This is a genomic window from Mesorhizobium sophorae (assembly GCF_002270415.1).
Lineage (GTDB): Bacteria > Pseudomonadota > Alphaproteobacteria > Rhizobiales > Rhizobiaceae > Mesorhizobium > Mesorhizobium sophorae.
The window spans coordinates 27,333-53,066 of the sequence record NZ_NNRI01000014.1; the positions used below are offsets into that span (position 1 = coordinate 27,333).

The 25,734-nt window shown below is 63.0% G+C and carries 22 protein-coding genes; 4 read left to right on the top strand and 18 right to left on the bottom strand.

What is annotated here, in order from left to right; genetic code table 11:
- The first annotated feature begins 74 nt into the window (after positions 1-74).
- Positions 75-3,221: an efflux RND transporter permease subunit gene (locus CGZ66_RS22655; RefSeq protein ID WP_095088196.1), complete on the top strand. Its 3,147-nt coding sequence runs from the start codon at positions 75-77 to the stop codon at positions 3,219-3,221.
- Between the two features lie 66 nt (positions 3,222-3,287).
- Here the strand turns inward: CGZ66_RS22655 and CGZ66_RS22660 are convergent, their stop codons facing one another.
- The 18 genes from CGZ66_RS22660 to CGZ66_RS22745 all read right to left on the bottom strand — a co-directional run bounded on the left by CGZ66_RS22660 (position 3,288) and on the right by CGZ66_RS22745 (position 22,709).
- Positions 3,288-4,997 carry a trimethylamine N-oxide permease gene (locus CGZ66_RS22660; RefSeq protein WP_095088261.1) on the bottom strand — a complete coding sequence of 570 codons (1,710 nt, stop codon included), beginning with the start codon at positions 4,995-4,997 and terminating at the stop codon, positions 3,288-3,290.
- 600 nt (positions 4,998-5,597) lie between these two features.
- The gene (locus CGZ66_RS22665; RefSeq protein WP_095081136.1) at positions 5,598-6,623 is read right to left on the bottom strand and encodes an IS110 family RNA-guided transposase; all 1,026 of its coding nucleotides are present in this window, start codon (positions 6,621-6,623) and stop codon (positions 5,598-5,600) included.
- Between the two features lie 129 nt (positions 6,624-6,752).
- Entirely contained in the window at positions 6,753-7,088 is a 336-nt protein-coding gene (locus CGZ66_RS22670) for a hypothetical protein (RefSeq protein WP_095088198.1), read from the bottom strand.
- Between the two features lie 174 nt (positions 7,089-7,262).
- Positions 7,263-9,632: a trimethylamine N-oxide demethylase gene (locus CGZ66_RS22675; protein WP_095088200.1), complete on the bottom strand. Its 2,370-nt coding sequence runs from the start codon at positions 9,630-9,632 to the stop codon at positions 7,263-7,265.
- 129 nt (positions 9,633-9,761) lie between these two features.
- Positions 9,762-10,391 carry a sarcosine oxidase subunit gamma gene (locus tag CGZ66_RS22680; protein WP_095088263.1) on the bottom strand — a complete coding sequence of 210 codons (630 nt, stop codon included), beginning with the start codon at positions 10,389-10,391 and terminating at the stop codon, positions 9,762-9,764.
- A complete protein-coding gene (locus CGZ66_RS22685) occupies positions 10,384-13,365 on the bottom strand; it encodes a sarcosine oxidase subunit alpha (protein WP_095088203.1) in 2,982 nt (993 codons plus the stop codon). The genes CGZ66_RS22680 and CGZ66_RS22685 overlap by 8 nt, the downstream gene beginning before the upstream one ends.
- Positions 13,365-13,640 (bottom strand): sarcosine oxidase subunit delta, encoded by a 276-nt coding sequence (locus tag CGZ66_RS22690; RefSeq protein WP_095088205.1) that lies wholly within the window; start codon positions 13,638-13,640, stop codon positions 13,365-13,367. Before CGZ66_RS22690 ends, CGZ66_RS22685 begins: the two co-directional genes overlap by 1 nt.
- A gap of 14 nt (positions 13,641-13,654) precedes the next feature.
- Complete coding sequence (locus CGZ66_RS22695; RefSeq protein ID WP_095088207.1) at positions 13,655-14,908, bottom strand: sarcosine oxidase subunit beta family protein; 1,254 nt, start codon at positions 14,906-14,908, stop codon at positions 13,655-13,657.
- A gap of 35 nt (positions 14,909-14,943) precedes the next feature.
- On the bottom strand, positions 14,944-16,251 hold the full coding sequence (glnT, locus tag CGZ66_RS22700; RefSeq protein ID WP_095088209.1) for a type III glutamate--ammonia ligase: 1,308 nt from the start codon (positions 16,249-16,251) through the stop codon (positions 14,944-14,946).
- A gap of 64 nt (positions 16,252-16,315) precedes the next feature.
- Complete coding sequence (locus CGZ66_RS22705; RefSeq protein ID WP_027023053.1) at positions 16,316-17,644, bottom strand: FMN-binding glutamate synthase family protein; 1,329 nt, start codon at positions 17,642-17,644, stop codon at positions 16,316-16,318.
- A 6-nt stretch (positions 17,645-17,650) separates the two neighbouring features.
- On the bottom strand, positions 17,651-18,382 hold the full coding sequence (locus tag CGZ66_RS22710; RefSeq protein WP_095088211.1) for a GltB/FmdC/FwdC-like GXGXG domain-containing protein: 732 nt from the start codon (positions 18,380-18,382) through the stop codon (positions 17,651-17,653).
- Positions 18,383-18,386: 4 nt separating this feature from the next.
- Positions 18,387-19,283 carry a class II glutamine amidotransferase gene (locus CGZ66_RS22715; protein ID WP_095088215.1) on the bottom strand — a complete coding sequence of 299 codons (897 nt, stop codon included), beginning with the start codon at positions 19,281-19,283 and terminating at the stop codon, positions 18,387-18,389.
- Between the two features lie 85 nt (positions 19,284-19,368).
- On the bottom strand, positions 19,369-19,698 hold the full coding sequence (locus CGZ66_RS22720) for a hypothetical protein (protein ID WP_095088217.1): 330 nt from the start codon (positions 19,696-19,698) through the stop codon (positions 19,369-19,371).
- Positions 19,695-20,384 carry a hypothetical protein gene (locus CGZ66_RS22725; protein WP_167392219.1) on the bottom strand — a complete coding sequence of 230 codons (690 nt, stop codon included), beginning with the start codon at positions 20,382-20,384 and terminating at the stop codon, positions 19,695-19,697. The genes CGZ66_RS22720 and CGZ66_RS22725 overlap by 4 nt, the downstream gene beginning before the upstream one ends.
- Positions 20,385-20,429: 45 nt before the next feature.
- Entirely contained in the window at positions 20,430-21,824 is a 1,395-nt protein-coding gene (locus tag CGZ66_RS22730) for an APC family permease (RefSeq protein ID WP_095088220.1), read from the bottom strand.
- A 14-nt stretch (positions 21,825-21,838) separates the two neighbouring features.
- Positions 21,839-22,000, bottom strand: coding sequence for a hypothetical protein (locus CGZ66_RS22735; RefSeq protein WP_095088222.1), 162 nt, complete (start codon positions 21,998-22,000; stop codon positions 21,839-21,841).
- 30 nt (positions 22,001-22,030) lie between these two features.
- Positions 22,031-22,408, bottom strand: coding sequence for a hypothetical protein (locus tag CGZ66_RS22740; RefSeq protein WP_095088224.1), 378 nt, complete (start codon positions 22,406-22,408; stop codon positions 22,031-22,033).
- A gap of 13 nt (positions 22,409-22,421) precedes the next feature.
- Complete coding sequence (locus CGZ66_RS22745) at positions 22,422-22,709, bottom strand: hypothetical protein (protein ID WP_095088227.1); 288 nt, start codon at positions 22,707-22,709, stop codon at positions 22,422-22,424.
- Positions 22,710-22,996: 287 nt separating this feature from the next.
- Between CGZ66_RS22745 and CGZ66_RS22750 the strand changes: the two genes are divergently transcribed.
- From CGZ66_RS22750 to CGZ66_RS22760, 3 genes are read left to right on the top strand one after another with little or no spacing between them, the layout of a single operon-like run.
- Positions 22,997-24,130: an aminomethyl transferase family protein gene (locus CGZ66_RS22750; RefSeq protein WP_095088230.1), complete on the top strand. Its 1,134-nt coding sequence runs from the start codon at positions 22,997-22,999 to the stop codon at positions 24,128-24,130.
- A gap of 41 nt (positions 24,131-24,171) precedes the next feature.
- Positions 24,172-24,768: a dimethylamine monooxygenase subunit DmmA family protein gene (locus tag CGZ66_RS22755; protein WP_095088233.1), complete on the top strand. Its 597-nt coding sequence runs from the start codon at positions 24,172-24,174 to the stop codon at positions 24,766-24,768.
- On the top strand, positions 24,765-25,730 hold the full coding sequence (locus CGZ66_RS22760; protein WP_095088236.1) for a PDR/VanB family oxidoreductase: 966 nt from the start codon (positions 24,765-24,767) through the stop codon (positions 25,728-25,730). Before CGZ66_RS22755 ends, CGZ66_RS22760 begins: the two co-directional genes overlap by 4 nt.
- The last annotated feature ends 4 nt before the right edge of the window (positions 25,731-25,734 follow it).

The window sequence follows — 25,734 nt, forward strand, 5'->3', positions numbered from 1 at the left end:
CTCGGAGAGCCTTGCCGCCCGGAAGCCACCACCGAACCGCGATCTTGTTGCGCTAAATAGATGGACCTGCATCGATGACCAATTCCACGGACGAGAAGCGGCCCTTCAACCTGTCGCGCTGGGCAATCGGCCATCCCTCCATTGCCCGGTTCTTGTTCGGCCTGATCATCATTGCCGGTGCGCTCGGCCTAATGCGCATGGGCCAGAAGGAAGATCCCGATTTCACCTTCCGCGTGATGGTCGTCCAGGCGATCTGGCCCGGCTCCTCGATCCAGGAGATGGAAGACCAGGTCGTCAACAAGATCGAACGCAAGCTGCAGGAAACGCCGCACCTCGATTTCGTGCGCTCGTTCACGCGCGCCGGCAGTGCCATCATCACGGTCCAGATCAAGGGCGACACCAACGCCGCCGAGGTGGCGGACGCCTTCTATCAGGTACGCAAGAAGGTCGGCGATATTGCTGGCGATCTGCCGCAAGGCCTGCTCGGACCGTATTTCAACGATGAATTCGGCGACACCTTCATCACGCTGCATTCGATCAGTGGCGATGGCTTCAGCTATCCCGAGCTGAAGAAGTTCGCCATCCAGGCGCGCGACATGCTTTTGACCACGCCCGGCGTCGAGAAGGCCGTCATCATCGGCGACCAACCGGAAAAGCTCTATATCGACATCTCCTCCAAGGCGCTCTCCGAACGCGGCCTGACGCTGACCGATCTGCAGAACGCGATCAAGGGACAGAACAATGTCGACCCGGCCGGCTCCGTCGACACCGGCACCAACTCGGTGCGCATTTCGGTCGAGGGCGACGTCAGCAAGGTCGAGGATATCCGCAACCTGCGCTTGCGCGCCGGCGGCCAGGTCACCCGGCTCGGCGACATCGCCACGGTGACGTCGGGGCTGGAAGATCCTTTCCAGCGCAAATACCGCTTCAACGGTCATGACAGCGTGCAGCTTGGCGTCGTCATGGCCAAGGGCTTCAAGGTCACCGATGTCGGCAAGGAGGTCGAGGCGACCTACAAGCGCTTTGAGGAGGCGCTGCCCTATGGCGTTTCGGTCGACCAGATCTCCGACCAGCCGGGCGTCGTCACCGATGCAGTCGCCGAATTCATGCATGCGCTCGGCGAAGCGCTGCTGATCGTGCTCGTCGTCTCGTTCCTGTCGATCGGCTGGCGTTCCGGCCTGGTCATCGCCATCGCCATTCCACTGGTGCTGGCTGCCACTTTCGCCATCATGTATGAACTCGGCATCGACCTGCAGCGCATCTCGCTCGGCGCGCTGATCATCGCGCTCGGCCTGCTCGTCGACGACGCCATGATCGTTGTCGAGATGATGGAGCGCAAGCTGGAGGAGGGGCTGGTCAAGATCGAGGCGGCGAGCTTCGCCTATTCCTCGACCGCCTTCCCGATGCTGACCGGCACGCTCATCACCACCGCCGGCTTCATTCCGGTCGGCTTCGCCGCCTCGACGGCCGGCGAATATGTGCGCACGCTGTTTTATGTCGTCGGCATCGCGTTGATCGTCTCGTGGTTCGTCGCGGTCTATTTCACGCCGTGGCTCGGCTACATGATCCTCAAGCAGCGCAAGCATGCTGGCAGCCATCACGACGTCTTCGACACGCGCTTTTATCGCCGGCTGCGCTCGACCGTCGGCTGGGCCGTGCGCCACCGCGTCATCGTGCTTGTCATGACCCTGGTGACCTTCGGCACCAGCCTGTGGGCATTCCAGTTCATCCCGCAGAACTTCTTCCCGCAATCGTCGCGGCCGGAAATCCTCGTCGATCTCTGGCTGCCGGAGGGCACCAGCATCAAGGAAGTCGAGGTGCAGGCCAAGGCGCTTGAAGCCAAGATGATGGACGACAAGGACAAGCGTTTCATCGCCACCTATATCGGCGAAGGCGCGCCGCGCTTCTTCCTGCCGCTCGACCAGCAGCTGAGCAATCCGAACTTCGCCCAGCTTCTGGTGATGGCCAATGACGAGCCGGCCCGCGAACGGTTGATCGTCAAGCTGCGCACCGTCCTGGCTGAGGACTTCCCGTCGATCCGCGCCAAGGTCGACCGCCTGTTCCTCGGCCCGCCGACCGGCTGGCCGGTGCAGATGCGTGTCATGGGCCCGGACCGCCAGGAGGTGCGCCGCATCGCGGACCAGGTGAAGGCCAAGTTCCGCGAAGATCCGCTGCTTGGCGCCGTCCATGACGATTGGCTCGAGCCGGTGCCGGCGATGAAGCTGGTCATAGACCAGGATCGCGCCCGTGCGCTTGGCGTGACCTCGCAGCGCATCCGCCAGATGCTGCAGGCGACCATGTCCGGCGCGCCGCTCGACGACTTCCGCGACGGCGAGGAGACAGTGTCCATCGTCGCCCGCGAGCCGGATGCCAGCCGCAGCCTGCTGTCCTCGGTCGACTCCGTCTATATCCCGACCGATTTCGGCGGCTTCGTGCCTCTGTCGCAGGTCGCCAAGGTGGTGCCGGTGCTCGAGCAAGGCATCGAATGGCGGCGTAACCGCTTGCCCACCATCAGCGTGCGGGCAACGCTGCCCGACGGCGTGCAGTCCAACGATGTCGTCACCAAGTTGTACAAGGACATGCAGGGTCTGCGCGATGGGCTGGCACCTGGCTACAAGATCGAGATCCAGGGCGGTGCCGAGGATTCGGCCGAAAGCCAGGCTTCGATCGCCGCCAAGGCGCCGATCATGCTGGCCATCATCGTCGTGCTCCTGATGATCCAGCTGCAGAATTTCGGCAAGGCGATGCTGGTGCTGGCGACCGGCCCGCTCGGCATCATCGGTGCTGCCGCGGCCCTTCTGATCAGCGGTGCGCCGTTCGGCTTCGTCGCCATCCTCGGCGTCATCGCGCTGCTCGGCATCATCATGCGCAACTCTATCATCCTGGTGGACCAGATCGACCAGGACATAGCGGCGGGCATGGAGCGATCAGAAGCGATCATCGGCTCGGCCGTGCGCCGTTTCCGGCCGATCACGCTGACCGCCTTGACGGCGGTGCTGGCGCTGATCCCGATCTCGCGGGCCGTGTTCTGGGGGCCGCTCGCCTACGCGATGATGGGCGGCATCCTGGTTGCCACCGTGCTGACCATCCTGGTGCTGCCGGCGGGCTACGCCCTGTTCTTCGGCCGCGAGCCCAAGAAGCACGGGGTGGAGGGGCGGATCGACGATCTGGACCTGATCCCGGAAGCCGAGAAGCCACAACTGGCGCTGGCCGCCGAATAGATCGACTACGCCAGCCGAAAAGGATCGGGCGCGCCGAAGCGCGCCCGATCCCTTTCATTTCCGAGGTCAGATGACGAAATACCAGTTGGCGAGCAGCATCACCACCACGCCCGCGACCAGTGTCAGGTAGGGCAGCATGCCCGCCTTCTTGACCGCCAGATCGGACGAACTCATGCCGAGGTCGGCCAGCATATGGTCGGGGAACTTGCCGCCGTCCTGGATGTAGTGGCGGAAACAGAACACCGGGATGATCAAGGCCGCAGTGATTAGTCCGGCCCACAGTGCCATCGGGTTCCAGACCTTGGCGCCGGCGCCCATGAAGATCGCGTTGACATAGGCGAAGATGGCGCCGACCCCGAGCAGCCAGCTCGGCGCCTTCCATGGCCGCGCGATATGGCCGTTGTCGATGCGATGGATCCAGCCGGCGTTGAGGTTGAGGAAGTTGAAGATGATGTAGCCGCAGTTCGACACGGCGAGGATGAAGAAGAAGCTCGTCGCGTCGGCCGAGGCGATGGCCAGCACGATCAGGTTGAAGCAAAGGTCGGTCCACATGGCCCGTGTCGGTGCGCCATGCTCGTTGACGTGGCTGAGATAGCGCGGCAACCAGCCGTCGACCGAGCCCTGGTAGAGCGTGCGCGAAGAACCCGCCATCGCCGTCATGATGCACAGCACCAGAGCCAGGATCATCAGCATCACCAGCAGGCTGTGGATCAGCGCTCCGCCACCGACCATCCCGGCCAGCGCATCGGCGACACCGGAGCCGTCGACGATCGGGGTGGCCAGCATTCCGTTCAAGCCGAGCACGCCCTGGAAGGTGAACGGCACCAGGATGAACAGCAGCATGCAGAGCAGGCCGGAATAGAAGATGGCCTTGAACGTGTCGGTGCCGGGGTTCTTGAATTCGGAGGTGTAGCAGACGGCGGTCTCGAAACCGTAGGTCGACCAGGCGGCGATGAACATGCCGCCGAGCACGAGCGTCCAGCCGGCGATGTTCCAGGCGCCGGGCTCCGGCGCGTAGGCGGCCGCCAGCGGCACCAGCGGCGAAAAATTCGCCCAGTTGATCTGGCCGGTGAAAATCGGCACGACGCCGACGATCAGCATCGGGATGATGACCAGCAGGCCGATATATTTCTGCACATTGGCGGTGCCCAGAATGCCGCGATGCTGGATCGAGAAGATGATCAGCATCAGCACCGCGCCGATGAAGAAGGTGGCATTGAAAGTGAAGGAGACCGGGCCAAGCGTGTGGCTGTAGAGCGTCCAGTTGCGGATCGCCGGCGTCGCGGCAGCGGTCACCGCCGTGATCGCATCGGCGGCACTCGTGCCGGCATGGGCCGCGATATAGGCGACGACATCGGGCGAGGTTTCGGTGAACAGCGGCACCGGCGCCAGCGCGTTGAGGATATAGGCGGCGGCGATCGAGCAGCCGAGCGACAGCACCGGCGACCAGGCGAACCAGTTGCACCACACCGACAGCGGCGCGATGAACTTGGAATAGCGCAGCCAGGCAGTGGCGCCATAGATCGAGGCGCCGCCCGATTTGTTCGGGAACAGGCCGGCGATCTCGGCATAGGTGAAGGATTGCAGGAAGCCCATGATCATGGAGGCGATCCAGATCGCGAAGGCCAGCGTGCCGGTCGTACCGGCGATGCCGCCGATCGAGAACAGGACGAGGGCAGGGACGCCGCTGGCCACCCAGAAGGCGCCGCGCCAGTCGATATTCCGGTGCAGCTTGCTCTCGGCAAGCGGCTCCAGCGTAGTGCTTATCGTGCTCATGTGTGTGGGTTCCCCTTTTTGATGTTCCCCGTCCGTGACGGCCGCGACTTCGCGAGGCTTCGTCATCGACGCATGCGTTGGGCGGCTGCCGGTGTTTCCACTCAGTCGCATTTTTTTCTTAGCAGTGAAGATTGATCCGGCGCGCTTTCGCGTCAAGCGTTTTGTGAAACCATACACATCACGCTTGCGAAACATGTCAGCTTCGCACTGCTGCGGGGGGAATTGTTCGAAAGGACCAGAGGCCTGAAATGAAAAAACCCGCCTGAAGCGGGTCACGGCGCAAATCAGCACCATCCCCAAACCAATAGCACAACTGCCGGCACTTGTCGATCGGGTAGTGGGTCAGTCGTCTCGCAGACCAAAATGCAAGCCCAAATTTGTATTGAGGTGTCGTTTGCCGGGAGCACGGTCGTCTTCGCGGTCGACATGAAGCCGCCGCATGATGGGCTTCGCGAGGGATGGAGCCTTCCAAGGTTTGAAACGCAATCGCGAGCGTTGTGACGCCAACGATGCAACTGACACAGCGGAATGGCTCGGCCCACGTCCTGGCAGGGACGTCTCGTTACGCCTCGGGTAGGCGCATTCGAACTTCCTTATGGATCAGGCCATGGCGGCTTCTTCCCGATTGAACAACTCACCGGATTTCAGCATCGCATGCATGATGACAGCGAGCTTGCGGGCGACAGCGACAGCTGCCCGCTTGAAGCCGATCTTGTCACGCAGCTTCAACCCCCATGTGCGCAGACTGCTGTCAGCCCGGCTGCGCGTCAGGATCACGACTGCGGCCTCATAGAGAAGCCCTCTCAGATGAGGATCCCCACGCCGCGAGATATGACCATCATAATCGACTTCGCCGGATTGATAGCGTCGGGTTGTCAAGCCCAGCCACGCGCCGACAGCGCGCGATGTCTTGAAATTCGATGGATCCTCGATGGCACCGATGAATGAAGTCGCAGTGATGGTGCCGACGCCGGGGATCGACATCAATAGCTGGCATGCGTCATTGTGCCGGGCGTTGGCGACGAGCTGCTGTCCGAGTTCAGCAGCGCGGGCGCGCATGCTGAGCCAAGCTTCGAGAAGTGGCAGGACAATCCGGCCAAGCTCTTCCTGATCGGCCAGCAGGCGCCGGACGTCGGCTTCGAACTTGCCGCCCTTGCTTCGCGGAATGATCAGCCCGAACGTCTTCATGAGCCCGCGGATCTGGTTGGAGAGCTCGGTCGTGATCTTAACCAGCCGGCTCCGCGCGGCCACCAGCGTGCGGCTCAGCATGCTGTCATAGCCCTTCACCCGCACCTCGCGGTAGAAGCCGACCTCGGCCAGATGCGCCAAGCCGTCGGCATCGTTGGCGTCCGTTTTGTTCGGTGCCATGTCCAGCGCGGCCTTAGCATGCCGGGCGTCGATGCAGATCGCCGGAAGTCCTTCGGCGCTCAAGGCATGATAGAACCACACCGACAAGGGTCCGGTCTCGAACACCACCCGCTTGGCCGCTGGCGCCCGCTTGCGGAGAACGTCCGCGACCAAGCTCGGATCAGAGGGACATTTGCCGCGCCAGATCCTTTTGCCGCCACGCCGCACAGAAATCGCCGTCTCTTTCAACGACACGTCGAGACCGATATATTCGCTCATGGTTGTTCTCCGTTCGATGCTTGGGCCCGGCGTCCAGTCGTGAGCCCGCACTTCCATCCTATCGGGGAACAACCACCCGCTCTGCAATCATGTGAGCGCTTCCCGCCTTAGGGCGACTCGCTCCCGCGATTACCCCATGTTTGAAATTTCCCCTAGCTTTCTCAAGAACCAACTGGCAGCGATCACTGTCCCGAATCCCAATGCGGCTACGACGGCAGCGAAAGACGTCATGCCAATCGTCATGTAGGCGAATGCTCCAATCGCAAAGCCCAGTGTTGTAACCCAATTGGGCAACGATTGGCCTAGGTGATCTTCGAGGATGATTTCACTGCCGAACAAAACGCTATATTGAAAGATAGACAGCCAGAATAGAACTGCAAAGAACCCAAATTTTCTCGCAAAATAGAGTCGTTCGAGGCCATACGGGATGGCGACTGCTACAAAAGACAAGATCAGAAAAAACATCTAACTGAATTAGCATGACGAAATAAAATGTCCAATGCCGCGCTATTCTCCAAGACGCCTTTTGGGCCGCACCATTGGCTTCTTGGCTTCCTCCAATTGACCCACTACCGCCTGGCCACGGGCGATCGCTCAGACTGCCGGCGCGGCTCTCACTGTCTTGTGAGTGAAGCGCGGTCAGGAGCGCGGTTTGGTCTTCTGCGGATCGTAATGCGCAAAGGCGACGACCCGCGCCGGCAGGCGCTTGGCATGGCCGTCGAGCTTGCCGATCTCGACCTCGGTGCCGATCGCAGCGTGGGTGACGTCGAGCCGCGCCAGCGCGATGGTCTTGTTCAGCACCGGCGAGCGCATGCCTGACGTGACCACGCCGATCTGGGCGCGGCCGACATGCACGCAATCGCCATGGCCGACATCGACATTGGCGTCGATGTCGAGGCCGACCAGTTTTGTCTGCGGGTTTTCCTTGCGCCGGATCAGCGCGTCGCGGCCGATGAAGTCGTCGGTCTTGCTCTTCAACGGCACGGTGAAGCCGATGCCGGCCTCGAACGGGTCGGTCTGGTCCGAAAATTCGTAGCCGGCGAAGATCAGTCCGGCCTCGATGCGCACCATGTCGAGCGCCTGCAGCCCCATCGGCTTCAGCCCGTGCGGCTGGCCGGCCTCCCAGATCGCATCGAACACTTTTTCGGCGTCACGCGGATGGCACCAGATCTCGTAGCCAAGCTCGCCGGTGTAGCCGGTGCGCGAGACGACGACCGGGATGCCGTTGCCGCCACCGATGCGGGCGACGGCGAAACGGAACCATTCGAGCTCGTCGATCGACGGCTGCAGCGGTGAGGTCCAGATAACCTCCCTCAGGATGTCGCGGCTTTTCGGGCCCTGCACGGCGATATTGTGCATCTGGTCGGTCGACGAGCGGACCAGGACGTTGAGGCCGAGCTTTCTCGCTGTTTCGCGCAGCCACTCGCCGGACAGATCGTCGCCGCCGACCCAGCGGAAATTGTCCTTGCTGAGCCGCAGCAGCGTGCCGTCATCGATCATGCCACCATGCTCATAGCACATGGCGGAATACACGACCTGGCCGACGCCAAGCTTCTTGACGTCGCGCGTCAGCGTGTATTGCAGCAGCGCCTCCGAATCCGGCCCGGTGACCTCGAACTTGCGCAGCGGCGACAGGTCCATGATCACGGCATCCTGCCGGCACGCCCAGTATTCGTCGATGGGGCCTTGCCTGGCGAAGGAATTGGCCAGCCAGTAGCCCCTGTACTCGACGAAGTTGCGGGTGTGCTTGGCAAAGCTCGAATGAAAGGAGGTCTCGCGGGTCATTTTCGGTTCCGAATCAGGCGTCATGCGTCTGGCGATCGCTCGCGAAAATTTGTGCTGGCCGGAATAGGTCCGCACATGGATGTCCGTCAGGTTCCAGCCATTGGCCGGCGTCGTGTCGTCGGGGCAGGCCGAGGAAACGCAGACGATGTCGGTCAGCGCCTTGAGCAGCACATAGTCGCCCGGCCGCGACCACGGCTCGTCCGACACCATGACGCCATGCGCGTCGATCGCCGTATTGAAGAAGAAGTTGATCGCCATCCAGCCGGCACGTGGCGTGACACCCTTATCCGACAGCGCGCGATTGAAATTCTCGGAGCAGTTGGTGTGGCCGGGATAGCCGATGTCGTCGTAGTATTTGGCCGCGCAGGCGAGCGCGAAGGCATCGTGCCGGCCGCACGTGTCCTGCACCACCTCGACCAATGGCTCCATGTCTTGGTCGTAGTATTTCGAATGAAGGCCGGGCATCGGATAGCTCGCGCCCATCAACGTGCGGGTCGTCGTCACGTCGAGCGGATGGTCGCGGCCCTTGTCCAGCTTGCGAGCCGAAAAGCACTGGAAGTCGGTGCATTGGCGCCCGTCGACGTCGATGATCTGCAGATAGTCGCCGGCCTTGACGAAGTAGGATTCCGCCGTCGCCGAGTGGACGCGCAGGTCAAGCACCGGATCGGCGAGCGGGTCAGCCAATTGCGACTTCGCCGCAGGACGGATCGTGGCGCGCCGGACGATGACGCTGAGCGGCGTCGCTGTGTCGTGGCCATCGACCAGCATCGGCCCGCCGGGCGCGGCAATGACCATCGCGCCGTCGCGTGCAACGGTGAAAGCCTGTTCCGTACCGGCCGGCGTAGCGCCGCCGAAAACACGCACTGCCTTGGCCTGATCCAACTGCACCTGCCGCCGCGCAAGCCCGCGCCGCAACGCGCCAAGACTGTCGTCACCCTCGGCCAAAAGCGCCTTGATGCCGGCCGCATTGCTGTTCGATGTTTCGCCAAAAATGCCGGGGTCGGTCACGCCGCTCCTGTCCCACGCCAGCAGCTCGCAGGCCTGGCCGCCTTCGACATTGCGAACCGCCAGTGTATCGCCGGCTTCGACTTCGATGAGAACGGCGCCGTTGCCCTGGATGGTATAGCGCTCCATGCCCGGCGGCAGCGCGATCTGGCCGGGCCTCAGGATGAGGCTCGGCCGTGGTGGTCCGGCAGCGACGGCAGGGTAGGGCGACTGGGTCATCTCAGCCTTGTGTTTCGAGACATCGGTTCGAGAAACAAGTTTGCCTGTGTGTGAAATTATTTTAGCAGGAAGAATAGGCGGCAAGTCCGGATTTGGCAAGCGAACGTGGCCCTTCTTGTCTGTTCCGCGCTACGCCAACTCCTCCGAATGCGCGATCGTCACGCCGTACTCAGCCGCCGCGTCGAGCATCGTGTGCCACAGGCTTCCGGCGAAGGTCGAAAACACCAGCAGGTTGAACACGGCCTGCCCATCCGGCCGATCGCCGCCGCGCCAGAGAGTGACGCTGGTGTGATCGATAGAAGTTGCGGCGGCAGCGCCAATCGGGAATGCCGACGGGTGCAGGTCAATCGACGACAGCTTGGCCAGCATGGTGCGGGCCCTGGCCCCGGAAATGCGGACCAGGGCGCGCGCATGCGACTGGTCGGACAGTGAGGCAGGGCCGGACAATGCCGGCGCCAGCGTGTCCATCGTGTGCTTGCCGCCCTTAGACAGGACGAAGAACTGATCCGGCCCGGACCAGATCAGCGTGGCGTCTTGAGCCTGTACCACCGTGGGCGCATTGGGAGTCGCCACGCCGAAACGGCCGTTGGCCACCCGCGCCAGTTCGGCCGCTTTGCCGCGCCGCGCCATCACCTGGATCAGGTCGAAATTGCGGATTTCGGTCAGCGAGACGCCGGCTTCGACGCCGCGTGCGCCATGCGCGCCTGGGGCAAGCGCATGCTCGAGCGGACTGCGGGAAACCCAGGAAAACTCAGCCACGCTGGCGCCCTCCATCCGGATCGTAGAAGACAGGATTGCACAGTTCGACGTCATAGTCCTCGCCGCGCAGCGGATCATGCGCATGGACGATCTCGCCCATGCGTTCGCGGCCGCGCTCGACCAGGCCGAGCCCGATCCATTGGTCTGATGTCGGCGAGAAGCAGACCGAGGTGACATAGCCCTGGTCGTTGCCCGGGCCAGGTGTCTGCCCCTTCGGAATGATATGCGCGCCGGAGCGCAGCCTGCGCGCCTTGTCCACCGGCTTGATGCCGACCACGACCTGACGGTCCGGTGCAACCAGCGCCTCGCGCCCGGCCATGACGCGGCCAATGAAATCCTTTTTGGTCGACATCATCTTGCCGAGACCAAGATCCGCCGCCGTCGTCGTACCGCTCAGTTCCGGTCCGGCGATGTGACCCTTTTCGACGCGCATGACGCCGAGCGCCTCGGTGCCGTAAGGCGTGACGCCGAATGGCGCACCGGCCAGCATCAGATTGCGCGCCATGGCATCGCCGAAGCGTGCCGGCACCGAAATCTCGAACGCCATCTCGCCGGAGAACGAGATGCGGAACAGCCGCGCCTTGATGCCGCCGCGCAAGCGGACTTCGCGCGCGCCCATGAACGGGAAACCTTCATTGGAAAGGTCTTCCGCCGGATCGACAATCTCCTTGAGCAGGTCACGGGTCTTCGGCCCGGCGATCGAGAATTGTGCCCACTGGTCCGAGACCGAAGTCAGTTGCACGTCGAGTTCGGGAAACAGCACCTGCCGGCAGAATTCGAGATGCTGCATCACCAGTCCGGCCTTGGCCGTCGTAGTGGTCAGGAAATAATGATCCTCGGCCAGCCGCGACGTGGTGCCGTCGTCATAGACCATACCGTCCTCGCGCAGCATCAGCCCGTAGCGGGCCTTGCCGACGGCGAGATTGGAGAAGGTGTTGATATAGACGCGGTCGAGGAAAGCGCCGGCATCCGCACCGTGCACGTCGATCTTGCCGAGCGTCGAGACATCGCAGAAGCCGACGCCGCCGCGCACCGCGCTGACCTCGCGGGTTACCGATTCCAGCCAGTCCTTCTCGCCGGCGCGCGGATACCATTGCGCGCGCTTCCACAGTCCGGTGTCGACGAAGACAGCGCCCTGTTCGGCGGCCCAATGATGCGACGGCGTCAGCCGCGTCGCATGGAACGTCTCGTCGCGGTGATGGCCGGCAAAGGCGCCGATCGCGACCGGCACGTAAGGAGGACGGTAGATCGTCGTGCCGGTCTCGGGAATGGACCGGCCGCTGACCGCGGCCATGATGGCGAGACCGGCGACATTGGAGGTCTTGCCCTGGTCGGTCGCCATGCCGAGCGTCGTGTAGCGCTTCAGATGCTCGACCGATTCAAAGCCTTCGCGCTGCGCCAGTTCGATGTCGGAGGCGGTGACGTCGTGCTGGTAATCGACGAAGGCCTTGCCCTTGCCGGCAACGTGCCAGAGCGGCGTGAGCGAGAACGCCTCGTCGTCGGCGACAGGGGCCGTGCCTGCCTTGCCGCTGTGCCCGGCGTCATGCGCGGCTGCGCTACCCGCGGCAAAGCCTTGAGCCAGGCAGGCGCCGAGCCCGAAGGCGCCGTTGGCGGCGCCCACGGCCACCATTCCGGGAGGCGCGCCATCCGGCACGAAGGCGGCGATGTCATCCAGCCATTTCGGCCGGCCGCGATGATAGGAGGTCAGCCCGACAGCCGGGTTCCAGCCGCCGGAAACGGCCAGCCCGTCAGCCTCGACCTCGGCGCGCGCGCCACCGGTGAGTGACACAGCGATCTTTTTGACGCCATCCTTGCCGCCATCGACCCCACTGACCGAGCCGTGCAGCACCGGGAAGCCACCCTTGGACGCCAGCGAACGATGGGCGGGCGATACGTCAGGCCGCGCGTCGATGACCGCCGCGATCTGCAACCCGGCGCCGAGTGCGATCTCGACCGTGCGCCAACCATCCTCATTGTTGGTGAACAGCGCGATGCGTTTGGCCGGCGTTGCCGCATAGCGCGCGACATAGGTCCGCATGGCGGAAGCCATCATCACGCTAGGCGTGTCGTTGCCGGCAAAGACGATCGGCCGTTCGATGGCGCCGGCCGCGACCACGCAGCGCCTGGCCACGATCCGCCACAGCCGCTGGCGCACCTGATGCTCCGGCGGCGAGGGCAGATGGTCGTTGACCCGCTCGATCGCGCCATAGGTGCCGCCGTCATAGACGCCGAACAGCGTCGTACGGGTCATGATGCGGACGTCTGGCAGCGTCGCCAGTTCGGCCAGCGTCCGTGAAAGCCATTCGGCTGCCGGCAGGCCTTCGATCGTGCCGCCATCCGACAAAAGACGCCCGCCCGGCGAAAAATCCTCCTCGCACAGGATGACACGGGCCCCCGAGCGTCCGGCTGCCAAGGCCGCGGCCAGTCCGGCCGGGCCCGAGCCGGCGACCAGCACATCGCAATGGGCCCACGCTTTGTCGTAATGGTCGGGATCGGCGACGCCCGCGGCGCGGCCAAGTCCGGCGGCACGGCGGATCGCCGGTTCGTAGACCGCTTCCCAGAATTTCGCCGGCCACATGAAGGTCTTGTAGTAGAAGCCGGCGACGAAGATCGGCGCGAACAGCTGGTTGACCGACATCACATCGTGGCGCAGCGATGGCCAGCGGTTCTGGCTGGCGGCCTCTAGCCCTTCATAGAGCTCGGCCGTGGTCGCCTTGGTGTTCGGTTCGCGCCGCGCACCGGTACGCAATTCGACCAGCGCGTTCGGCTCTTCCGAGCCAGCAGTCAGGATGCCGCGCGGGCGATGGTATTTGAACGAGCGGCCGACAAGCTTGACGCCATTGGCGATCAGCGCCGAGGCGAGCGTGTCGCCCTGGAAGCCTGAGAAAGTCTTGCCGTCGAAACGAAAATTCAGCGGCGCAGAGCGGTCGATGAGGCCGCCACTGTCCAGCCGGTTGGTCTGTCCGCCGGCCATCACGCACCAACCTTTGCGGCACCGGCACCCGCCGCCGGCTCAACCGAAGAAATCTCGTGCGTCAGCGTGTTGCGGGCGATCTTCAGCCAGGTCCGGCAGCCGCCGCCATGGTACCAGTATTCACTGGTCTCGCCGGCGACATTGTCGCGCAGATAGACGTAGTCGAAGACCTCGTCTTCCGAGGCGCCGGCCGCCGGCCGCACCGGTTTGGCGTCGCCCAGATAGGTGAATTCGCCGAGTTCGCGTTCGCCGCAGAAGGGACAGACAATGCGCATGGTTCCGTCCGTCCTCAGTGCAGGTTCGGTTGGGCGCCCTGGCCCTTTTCGTCGATCATCGCGCCAGTCCGGAAGCGGTCGAGGCGGAACCGCACGGCTTCCTCGTGCGATTGATCGCGGGCCAGCAGGTGGGCAAAGACAAAGCCTGATCCCGGCGTCGCCTTGAAGCCGCCATAGCACCAGCCGGCGTTGAGGTAGAGCCCGTCGACTGGCGTCTTGTCGATGATCGGCGATCCGTCCATCGACATGTCCATGATGCCGCCCCACTGGCGCAGCAGGCGCACACGGCCGATCATCGGCATCAGCGCCATGCCGCCCTCGCAGACATCCTCCATCACAGGCATGTTGCCGCGCTGGGCGTAGGAATTGTAGCCGTCGATGTCGCCGCCGAAGACCAGCCCGCCCTTGTCCGACTGGCTGACGTAGAAATGGCCGGCACCGAAGGTCATGACACCGGGGATCAGCGGCTTGATCGCTTCGGAGACGAAGGCCTGCAGCACATGGCTTTCGATCGGCAGGCGCAGGCCCGCCATCGCCGCGACTCGCGACGAACTGCCGGCGACCGCCATGCCGACCTTGCCGGCGCTGATCTTGCCGCGCGAGGTCTCGACGCCGGTCACCTTGCCGTTGGCGTCGCGGGTAAAGCCGGTCACCTCGCAGTTCTGGATGATGTCGACGCCGAGCGCGCTCGCCGCATGGGCATAGCCCCAGACCACGGCATCGTGGCGCGCCGTGCCGCCACGCCGCTGCAAGAGCCCGCCTTGCACAGGAAAGCGCGCATTGTCGAAGTTCAGGAACGGGATCATCTTCTTGACCGCGGCGAGGTCGAGCAGTTCGGCATCGATGCCATTGATGCGCATGGTGTTGCCGCGCCGCGCATAGGCGTCGCGCTGTGCGTCGGAATGGTAGAGGTTGATGACGCCGCGCTGGCTGACCATCGTGTTGTAGTTGAGGTCCTGCTCCATTCGCTCCCACAGCTTCATCGACAATTCGTAGAAGCCGGTGTTGCCGGGCAGGCCGTAATTGGAGCGGATGATGGTGGTGTTGCGACCGGCATTGCCGGAGCCGATCCAGCCCTTTTCCAGCACGGCGACATTCCTGATGCCGTACTCGCTGGCGAGGAACCAGGCGGTCGCCAGGCCATGGCCGCCACCGCCGATGATCACCACGTCGTAGCGATCCTTCGGCGTGGCGTCGCGCCAGGTGCGCTGCCAGTTCTTGTGGCCGGACAGGGCCGCGCGGGCGAGCGAGAAGATCGAGTATTTCATCAGTTCATTCCGAGGTCGCTCGCATTCGCTGAGAGTTAGATATCCAGCGTGTGGTCGCGCTCCCATTGCGTGAAGTGCGAAGCATAGGAATTCCATTCCTGGTGCTTCAGCTTTAGATAGGCCGACGAGAATTCCTCACCCAGCGCCGCCTTCAGCGATTTGTCCTTGTCGAACTCGCGCAACGCGTCGAGCAGGTTGAGCGGCAGCTTCGGCGCGCCCTTCACCGTATGGCCGTGCTGGTACATGTCGATGTCGTAGCGCTTGCCGGGATCGGCCTTCGAGCGGATGCCGTCGAGGCCGGCGGCGATGATGACCGCCTGCAGCAGATAGGGGTTGGCCGCGCCGTCGGGCAGGCGCAGTTCGAAGCGGCCGGGGCCGGGCACGCGCACCATGTGGGTGCGGTTGTTGCCGGTCCAGGTCACCGTGTTCGGCGCCCAGGTCGCGCCCGAAATGGTGCGCGGTGCGTTGATGCGCTTGTAGGAATTGACCGTCGGGTTGGTGATCGCGGCAAGCGCGGATGCATGCTTCATGATGCCGCCGAGGAAATTCTTGCCCTTGGCCGACAGGCCGAGTTCCATCGCATTGTCGGCAAAGACGTTGGTCTTGCCGGCCTTGTCCCACACCGAGATATGCGCATGGCAGCCATTGCCGGTCAGGCCCTGGAAAGGTTTCGGCATGAATGTCGCGCGCAGGCCATGCTTTTCCGCGATCGACTTGACCATGAATTTGAAGAAGGAATGCTTGTCGGCCGTCGCCAGCGCGTCGTCGAACGCCCAGTTCATCTCGAACTGGCCGTTGGCATCCTCATGGTCGTTCTGGTAGGCGCCCCAGCCGAGCGCCAACATATGGTCGCAGATCTCGGCGATGACATCGTAGCGGCGCATCACCGCCTGCTGGTCGTAGCAGGGCTTCGACGCCGTGTCGTATTCGTCGGAAATCGTCTTGCCGTCCGGCGAGATCAGGAAGAACTCGGCCTCGACGCCGGTCTTGACGTGCATGCCGTCGCTGGCCGCCTCGGCGATCAGCCGCTTCAGCGTGTTGCGCGGCGCCTGGTCGACCTCCTTGTCGTCCATGATGCAGTTGGCGGCGACCCACGCGACTTCCGGCTTCCACGGCAGCTGGATCACCGAATTCGGGTCCGGCACCGCCAGCATATCGGGATGGGCCGGGGTCAGATCGAGCCATGTGGCGAACCCGGCAAAGCCGGCGCCGTCCTTCTGCATGTCGGCGATGGCCTGCGCCGGCACCAGCTTGGCACGCTGGCCACCGAACAGGTCGGTGTAGGAAATCATGAAATATTTGACGTTTTTCGCCCTTGCGAATTCTGCAAGATCAGCTGTCACGGAAGTTCCCCATTTTTTTGTCGATTGGTGGCCCCAGAGCGTGTGGGCTTCGGCCCTTCGTTGATCAGAAGCCGTTCTTCCCCGGTATCCAGTTGGTGCCGGCCAGCGGCACGCCGGCCATGGCGGCTGCCTCGATCGTCAGCGCGACGAGGTCCTCGGGTTCGAGATTGTGCAGGCTGTTCTTGCCGCACGCGCGGGCGATAGTCTGAGCTTCCAGTGTCATCACCTTGAGGTAGTTTGCCAGCCGGCGCCCGGCGGCGACCGGGTCGACGCGCTTCATCAGTTCCGGGTCCTGCGTGGTGATGCCGGCCGGGTCGCGGCCCTCGTGCCAGTCGTCATAGGCGCCCGCCGTAGTGCCGAGCTCGTTGTACTCGGCCTCCCAGCGCGGATCGTTGTCGCCGAGCGCGACAAGGGCAGCCGTGCCGATCGAGACCGCATCGACGCCCAGCGCCAATGCCTTGGCGACATCGGCGCCGTTGCGGATGCCGCCGGAGACGATCAACTGCACCTTGCGGTGCATGCCGAGATCCTGCAGTGCCTGCACCGCCGGCCTGATGCAGGCGAGCGTCGGCTGGCCGACGTTTTCGATGAACACTTCCTGCGTGGCCGCCGTGCCCCCCTGCATGCCGTCGACGACGACGACATCGGCGCCGGCTTTCACGGCAAGCGCCGTATCGTAGTAGGGGCGGGCGCCGCCGACCTTGACGTAGATCGGCTTTTCCCAGTCGGTGATTTCGCGCAGTTCGAGGATCTTGATCTCGAGATCGTCGGGCCCGGTCCAGTCGGGGTGGCGCGAGGCCGAGCGCTGGTCGATGCCTTTCGGCAGCGTGCGCATTTCAGCGACACGATCAGAGATCTTCTGGCCGAGCAGCATGCCGCCGCCGCCGGGCTTGGCGCCCTGGCCGACGACGACTTCGATGGCATCGGCACGGCGCAGGTCGCGCAGGTTCATGCCATAGCGCGACGGCAGGTATTGGTAGACCAGCGTCTTCGAATGGCCGCGCTCTTCCTCGGTCATGCCGCCATCGCCTGTGGTGGTCGAGGTGCCCGACAGAGTTGCGCCGCGTCCGAGCGCTTCCTTGGCCGGACCGGACAGCGAGCCGAAGCTCATGCCGGCGACGGTGATCGGGATCTTGAGTTCGATCGGCTTCTTGGCATGGCGCGAGCCCAGCACGACGCTGGTGTCGCAGCGCTCGCGATAGCCTTCCAGCGGATAGCGCGAAATCGAGGCGCCGAGGAACAGCAGGTCGTCGAAATGCGGCAGCTTGCGCTTGGCGCCGGCGCCACGGATATCGTAGATCCCCGTCGCCGCGGCGCGGCGGATTTCAGAAAGCGTGTAGTCGTCGAAGGTCGCGGATTTGCGCGGCGTCGTCGGCGGGTTCCTGTAGGTCATGCTGCCTCAATACGCGTCGGCGTTGTCGATATTGAAATTGTAGAGCGTGCGCGCCGAGCCGTAGCGTTTGAAGTCCGACGGCTTGACGCCGGTGACGCCGGCACGGTCGAGCAGGCCTTGCAGCAACTCCAGGTGTTCGGCCCGCATCTCTTTGGCGATGCAGTCGGCACCGAGGCTGTCGACCTTTCCGCGCACGAACAATCGCGCCTCGTAGATGGAATCGCCCAGCGCATCGCCGGCATCGCCCAGCACCACCAGATTGCCGGACTGCGCCATGAAGGCCGACATGTGGCCGATATTGCCGTGCACGACGATGTCGATGCCTTTCATCGAAATGCCGCAACGCGACGAGGCATTGCCTTCGATGACCAGCAGGCCACCCTTGCCGGTGGCGCCGGCATACTGGCTGGCATCGCCCTTCACGGTGATCGAACCCGACATCATGTTCTCGCCGACGCCGGGCCCGGCCGAGCCATGCACGGTGATGGCGCTGCCAGAATTCATGCCGCCGCAATAATAGCCGACGCTGCCGCGCACATCGATGGTGACAGGCTGATCGACGCCGACGGCGACCGAATGGTTGCCTTTCGGGTTGAGCACTTCCCACGCCGTCTCGTTCGAGCCGGGCGCCAGATTGTGCAGGGCCTGGTTGAGCTCGCGCAACGACATCTGGTCGAGGTCGAAGACCCGGGAAGCGTGGTCGTGCGCCGCCGTCTTTGAAAGCTTGGTTGCCGGCATGAACTCAATGCTCCCAGAAATAGACGGTTGCGGGCTCGGGTTCCCAGACCCTCGCATTGTCTATGCCGGGCAGTTTGGTCAGCGCGCGATATTCCGAGCCGAAGGCGACATACTGGTCGGTCTCGGCCATCACGGCGGGCTTGCAGGCGATCGGATCGCGCACCACGCCAAAGCCGTTCTTGGTGCCGACGACGAAGGTGAAGAAGCCGTCGAGGTCGGAGAGCGTGCCCTCCAGCGCTTCGCCGAGATTCTTGCCATGCGCCATCTGCGAGGAGAGATAGGCGGCCGCGACCTCGGTGTCGTTTTCGGTCTCGAAGGTCATGCCTTCGCGGATCAGTTCGCGGCGGACATTGTTGTGGTTGGACAGCGAACCATTGTGCACCAGGCACTGGTCGGCCCCGGTCGAGAACGGATGCGCGCCCATCGTCGTCACCGCCGATTCCGTCGCCATGCGGGTATGGCCGATGCCATGCGTGCCGGTCATGCTGCGGACATCGAAGCGGTCGACCACCGCCTCGGGCAGGCCGACCTCCTTGTAGATTTCGACCACGTCGCCGGCGCCCATGATGCGGATGTCGGGGCGCAGCGCCTGGATCGCTTCGCGCGCCTCGTCGATCTTGGCAGGCGTGGTCCTGAGGACCGCATGGGTCGATTTGACAGTGATCGTCACCGGCGTGCCGATGGCCTTGGCGAGTTCGGCCTCGAGGCCGCGGAAATCGCGTTCCGGCTTGGCCGACTGGATGGTGATCTTGGCCTCATTCCTGGAAGGCGCGCCATAGATGGCGATGCCGGCGCTGTCCGGACCCCGATCGCTGAGCGAGATCAGCATCTGCGACAGCATCGAGCCAAGCTGGGGTTCCAGCGACTTGTCCTTCAAAAACAGTCCGACAATTCCACACATGTCAGCCTCCCGGTGTTTGCAGCTCTGAGATGATGTACCGAATGAGTCTCCTGAATTCAATCGTATGAAAAAAATATTCCTCCAGTTACGTATGTTTCTCAATGCCGCTCTGCGCACCATCATTGTCTCGCCGGAGCTTGTGAACCCATTTGGCGGTGCGGATGCGGGCTATCCTGTAGGCGTCGAGGATCGACAACGCATAAATCAGGAAGCCGCCGGCATGACGGCCGACGAAGCTGGCGTCCGGCGGTGCGATCTTGGCGGTGACCCATGCCAGGATCACCATGAAGAAAAGAAATTGCAGGCCGCGCACCGGCACGCCCAGAATGACGTGTCCGCTCGCCGGCAGCACGATTGCCGCGCCGAGCACCAGATACGGGTTGGGAGGGGCGGGTACAGTGACGGAACTGGTCATGCGGCCTGCCGATCGCTTTTGTTGATGGCGTCGCGAAGTGCCGACACCGACACCAGCAGTCTTTCGATCAGCTTTGGATCGAGTGTGGCATCCCCAAATTCGGCTTGCCGGAACACGCCGTAGCGTGCCCGCTCGGCCTCGGCCAGCAGCCAGACGATGCGTATGCCCTTGGGTGTGATCAGCAGTTCCTTGGCGCGCCCTTCGGAGAAGATCTCGACATGGCTGGCGATGATACCTTGAGGAAAACGCGCGCCCCTGCGGTCGGTGCGCAACACTGCCTCGGCTGGAAATCCCGGAGCCTTCGGCAGCGTATGGTCGAGATGATCGAAATTGGAGAAAGTCGTCGGCGAGCCCGGCCGCATCATCATGTCGAAGGTGCCGGGCACCGACACGGGCTCGGTGATCGAGACGCTCAGCCAGCGTGCCGGAAGTTTTCGTGTTGCCAGCGTGTCGACGATTGTGCGCACCTGGACGCGTCGGCCCTTCCAGGAACCTTCCCATGTGATGACACCAGCGGTGCCGTCCGAAACATCGGCAGCGTCGGCAATGACGGTACGAACGCTGGCATGGTCGATGGCGAGCGCCACTGATGCCCTGTTGCGGCTGGCGCGCGCCAGCCAGGCAAGATGAAGGACGAGGGCCAGGACAATTGCCCCGGCAAAGAGTGCTGACGTCACCTCGGACATTTTGTCATGCCAGGCCCGTCCAGGTTACGGACGGGCCTACTCCCATCAATAACCCTGCGGCTTCGGCCACGGCATGGTGAACTGATCGCCGCGCCGCACGAACTTGTAGCGGTAGAAATGGAACCATAGCGAGATCAGGAAATAGAAGGCGACCATGGCGATCAGCTGTGAGCCGAAGCCGAGGAAGATGGCGAAGAAGGTCACCACGCACAGGCAGAACAGCACGATCGCCGGCAGAGGATGGAACGGATGCGTATAGCCGCGGCGGATCGAGCCGAGCGGCCATTTCTTCCTGAACATGACGATGTTGATGCTCATGAACGTGTATTGCAGCACGCCCGACAGGATCGAGAAGGTGATCGCCTGGTTGAGGTCGGCGATGAAGGCGAAGGCCAGCGCGATCGGCAGCAGGAACAGGATCGAGCGATAGGGCGTGCGGTATTTCGGATGCACGGCCGAGAACCATGTCGGCAGGTAGCGGTCGCGGCCGAGCGAGAACCAGGCGCGCGCCGCATCGTTGATGCAGCCATTGGCGGAGGCAAGTGCTGCAAGCAGCGTCGCGATGAACAACAGGTTCTCAAGCAACGGGCTGCCGGTCAGCTTGCCGGCGTCCCACAGCGGGTAATAGGTGATGCCCAGATATTCCCACGGCATCATCGAGGCGCAGACATACCAGGTCATGGCGGCGGCGATCAAAAGCGTGATCATGCCGGCCATCGTGCCGTAGGGCAGCGAGCGCGCAGGCGAGCGCACTTCCTCGGCCGCTTGCGTCGTGCCCTCGATGCCGAGATAGTACCAGATGCCGAACTGGAAGGCGGCGATGACGCCGATCCAGCCATAGGGCAGGGCGTTGTCGGGTGTGACCAGTTCGTTGAGCTTCAGCACGGCGCCCTGCGTCCACGGGCTGACCGAGAAAAACAGGATGACGATCGAGATGTAGGCGATTGCGGTGATGACGAAGTTGACGTTGAGCGTCATCAGCACGCCGCGATAGTTCAGCCATGCCAGCACCACGATGGTGGCGGCGATGAAGGAATTGTGGGTGAGCCCTTCGACCCCCGCCTTGGCGACGATGGTGTCGCCGAGCAGGATGGCGTCGGACACTTCGAGCATGGTGTAGGCAAAGACCAGGAACAGGGCGACATTGAAGGCCATCAGCGGCCCGACAATGTGCTTTGCCTGCGCATACTGGCCGCCGGCGGCGGCGACGGTCGATGTCACCTCGGAATCGATCATCGCGACCGAGGTGTAGAGCAGTCCGACGAGCCAGCAGACGATCAGCGCGGCGAGTGCGCCGCCCTTGTCGGCGGCGAAATTCCAGCCGGTGAATTCGCCGACCAGCACGATGCCGACTCCGAGCGCCCAGACATGGGCCGGGCCGAGCACGCGCAGCAGTGAGACCCTGTCCCCGTGGATTACCGGTTCAAGTGTGATCGTCATTGTTCAATCCCCACTCAAATCCGGTGTTTTTCGGAAACGGCTTCCAATTCGCCTTCGCGCGACGAGGTCAGCACCTCTTCTGAGAAGGTCGTGTCGACCTTGAACCAGTCGTAGAGCATCCACAGGGCAAGCACGATCGAGATGCCCCAGCATGCGTAGGAGAGTGCCATCCACATGATCGTCCCCCGATTGTTCGTGGAAAGTTTTTACTTGTCGTCGAACTTTTCGTTGATGACTTCGCGATATTCGCGGTCGGAGGCGCGGAACAGGAAGACGAAATAACCGATAAGCACCGCGGCCATGATGATCAGCGTTGGCCAGTCGATGACATAGTGGAAGCGGTTCCGGATGATGTCGTGCGCGGTCTCGGGCGTGTAGCCGAGCTTTTCCCAGATCGAGGCCATGGTCGCGTTCTGGCCGAGCGCCTCCCAGGTCTTGGTATCAAGTGCGTCGATCGATTTCGCCGCACCCGCCAGCCCGAGTTTCAGCGGCAGCCACAGGGCGACGAAGATGGCGACGACAACGACGACGATATCGAAAATCTGTCCGGCCTTGCTCTGCTCCGGCGGTTTGTAGCGCGACATATCTTCTACCCCTTCAGGACTTGCGGTTGCGGAACGCGTCGGCGTTCTTGATGTCGAGCCCGTAGATGAAGTCCTTGTCTTCCTTGTAGTGCTTGACCATCGCCAGGATGGCGGCCGTGTTGAAGATCAGCACGGCGGCCGCCGCGATCGCGACGACGACCTTGATGCCGCTATCGGGGATGTATGGCCACGTCATGAGGAGGACGAAGAGGATCGTCGCCCACAGGCAGACGATCAGGAGCACGGATCCGCGCACGTCGGAACGGTACAGCGCTTCAATGCGCTGCTGCATGTCTGACATCGGTTTTCCCCTTTTTCCGACGCACGGTTCCGAATCCACCGCGCGTCGCCCTCTTTCAAGAGAGTGAAATTTTTTTCATAAATTCCGTCCGATTTCCGCAATTGTCAAGCCGATTTTACGTTGGGTTAACCGTTTGCTTCGTGCGACGGATTTTGCCTGACAATGAAATTAATTGCTTATGGGTATTGCGGCGCCCGAATGTTTGCGGTCAATATTCGGCCAAAGCCCCCGCCACTGCGCAGGGGGCAGGGAACAGCAAACGTTTTTTCGAAACGGAGGACGAGCGGATGACGGCATCCTGGAGATTTTCGACCCTGGCGGATCGCCATCGCGCCCTTGGTTCGAAGCTCGAAGACTGGAGCGGCATGGGGACTGCCTGGACCTACGACAAGGACGCCGACGAAGAGTACGTCGCCATCCGCACCAAGGCAGGGCTGATGGATGTTTCGGGCCTCAAGAAGGTCCACATCACCGGGCCACACGCCTCGCACCTGATCGATCTGGCCACCACGCGTGACGTCGAGAAGATCTATCCCGGCAAGTCGGCCTATGCCTGCATGCTGAACGAGGCGGGAAAGTTCACCGACGACTGCATCCTCTACCGCACCGGACCGAATTCCTGGATGGTCGTGCATGGCTCCGGAACCGGCCATGAGGAGTTGCAGCGCGCTTCCGTCGGGCGCGACGTCTCCTTGCGCTTCGATGACAATCTGCATGACCTGTCGCTACAGGGACCGACCGCTGTCGATTACCTGGCCAAGCATGTGCCTGCTATTCGCGATCTCAACTATTTCCATCACATGCAGACGCAGCTGTTCGGCTTTCCGGTGATGATTTCACGCACCGGCTACACCGGCGAGCGCGGCTACGAGATCTTCTGCCGTGGCCAGGATGCCGGCACGATCTGGGACAGGATTCTCGACGAGGGCAAGAGCGCCGGCATCATTCCGTGCCGCTTCACCACGCTCGACATGCTGCGCGTCGAGAGCTACCTCTTGTTCTATCCCTACGACAATTCGCAGAAATACCCCTTCGACAACGAAGGTCCCGGCGACACGCTGTGGGAGCTCGGCCTCGACTTCACCGTCAGCCCTGGCAAGACTGGCTTCCGTGGTGCCGAGGAGCATTACCGCCTCAAGGGCAAGGAACGCTTCAAGATTTATGGCGTTCTGCTCGACGGCAAGGAGCCGGCCGACGAGGGCGCGCCGGTATATCGCGACCGCAAGAAGGTCGGCGTGGTGACCTGCGCCATGTATTCGCCGCTGGTCAAGAAATCCATGGGCATCGCCCGGCTCGACGTCGACTGCGCGGTCAAGGACACCAAGCTCGAGATTCGCAACAAAAGCGGTTCGATCAAGGCGACGGCGCAGCCGCTCCCCTTCGACGATCCCAAGAAGACCAAGCGCACGGCCAAAGGTTGAGGCATAATCAACAGCGAGGGGTTCGAGGCACGAAGACTTAAATGGCAGCCAAAAGCATCATCAGCCGGCCCGTTTACGGAACGCTGTCTCCACAGCCCGGCAAGCACCATCTTTTCGTTGCAGATGCGGAGGGCGCGCTGGCTATAGGGGAGATGGCCGAGCGGACCCCGCCAGGGTTTTTCGACGGGGCCGAAATCGTCTTCATCCCTGGCCCTGACCGCAAACACGTTGCCGCGCTCGAAGCGCTGAAGCCGGCGCAGTTTCATGAGGCGCCGTCCTTTGCCAGCCTGCTGCCGCGGCTCAGGCAGACGTTGGCCAATGCGCATATGGGCCTGCGCCTCTATCTCTCCGGCACCGAAGGCCTGATCGGCCAGGCGATGCAGGCCGCCCTTGAAGCCGGCATCGATCACACCTCGATCCAGACCGAGCATCGCGGCTCGCTGGCACGGCGCATGCAGTGCGTGCATTGCAAGGGCATCACCGAGAACGTGACGACGCAGCCGGCGACCTGCGCGCATTGCGGCCTGCTGCTTCTGGTGCGCGACCATTATTCCAGGCGCATCGCGGCGTTCCAGGGTGTCTGCATCAATGCCGAGGATCGCAGCGAGATTCCTCCGATGGAGGAGATTTTTCGATGAGCACCGGAACGACAAAACTCGATGTCGTGGTCAGCGATGTGGTCCCGGTCAATGACCTGGTCACCCGCTTCCATTTCCGCCGCCGCGACGGCCAGCTCTTGCCGACCTTTTCCGGCGGCGCCCATGTCGTGGTCGAGATGCGCGACGGCGAGCGCACCCGGCTCAATCCCTATTCGCTGATGGGCTCGCCGCTCGACACGCGCGAATACACGATCAGCGTGCGCCGCGACGATGTCGGCCGTGGCGGCTCGCTGTTCATGCACAGGAATGTCCGGCCTGGCCATGAGATGGTGGTCAGCTATCCGGTCAATTTGTTCTCGCTCGACCTGCGCGCCAGAAAGCACCTGATGCTGGCCGGCGGCATCGGCATCACGCCTTTCATGGCGCAGACCGCGCAGCTGGCGGCGGAAGGCGGCAATTTCGAACTGCACTACACCTGCCGCACCGCTTCGCTCGGCACTTATGCCGATCTGCTGCGCGAGCGTTACGATCGCCGGGTCAGGCTCTATCATGACGACCTTGACGAGCGCATCGAGCTCGACCGGCTGTTGTCGTCGCAACCGCTCGGCACGCATCTCTATGTCTGCGGTCCGGCCGGCATGATCAACTGGGTGCGTGAGCGCGCTGCCACCCTGGGCTGGCCGTCCGAAACCGTGCATTTCGAGCATTTCGCGGCGCCCCAGCCCGGCCTGCCGTTCGACGTGACGCTTGCCGTAACTGGCAAGACGATCAGGGTCGATGAACAGCAGAGCGTACTCGAAGCGATCGAGGCGGCCGGCGTCGACCCGCCTTATCTGTGCCGTGGTGGCGTCTGCGGTCAGTGCGAAACCAATGTCATCTCGTATGACGGCAAGTTCATCCACAACGACCACTGGCTGAGCGAGGAAGACCACCGCTCGGGCTGCAAGATCATGCCGTGCGTGTCGCGCTTCGAGGGCCGGTCGCTGGTGCTGGAAAGATAGGAGG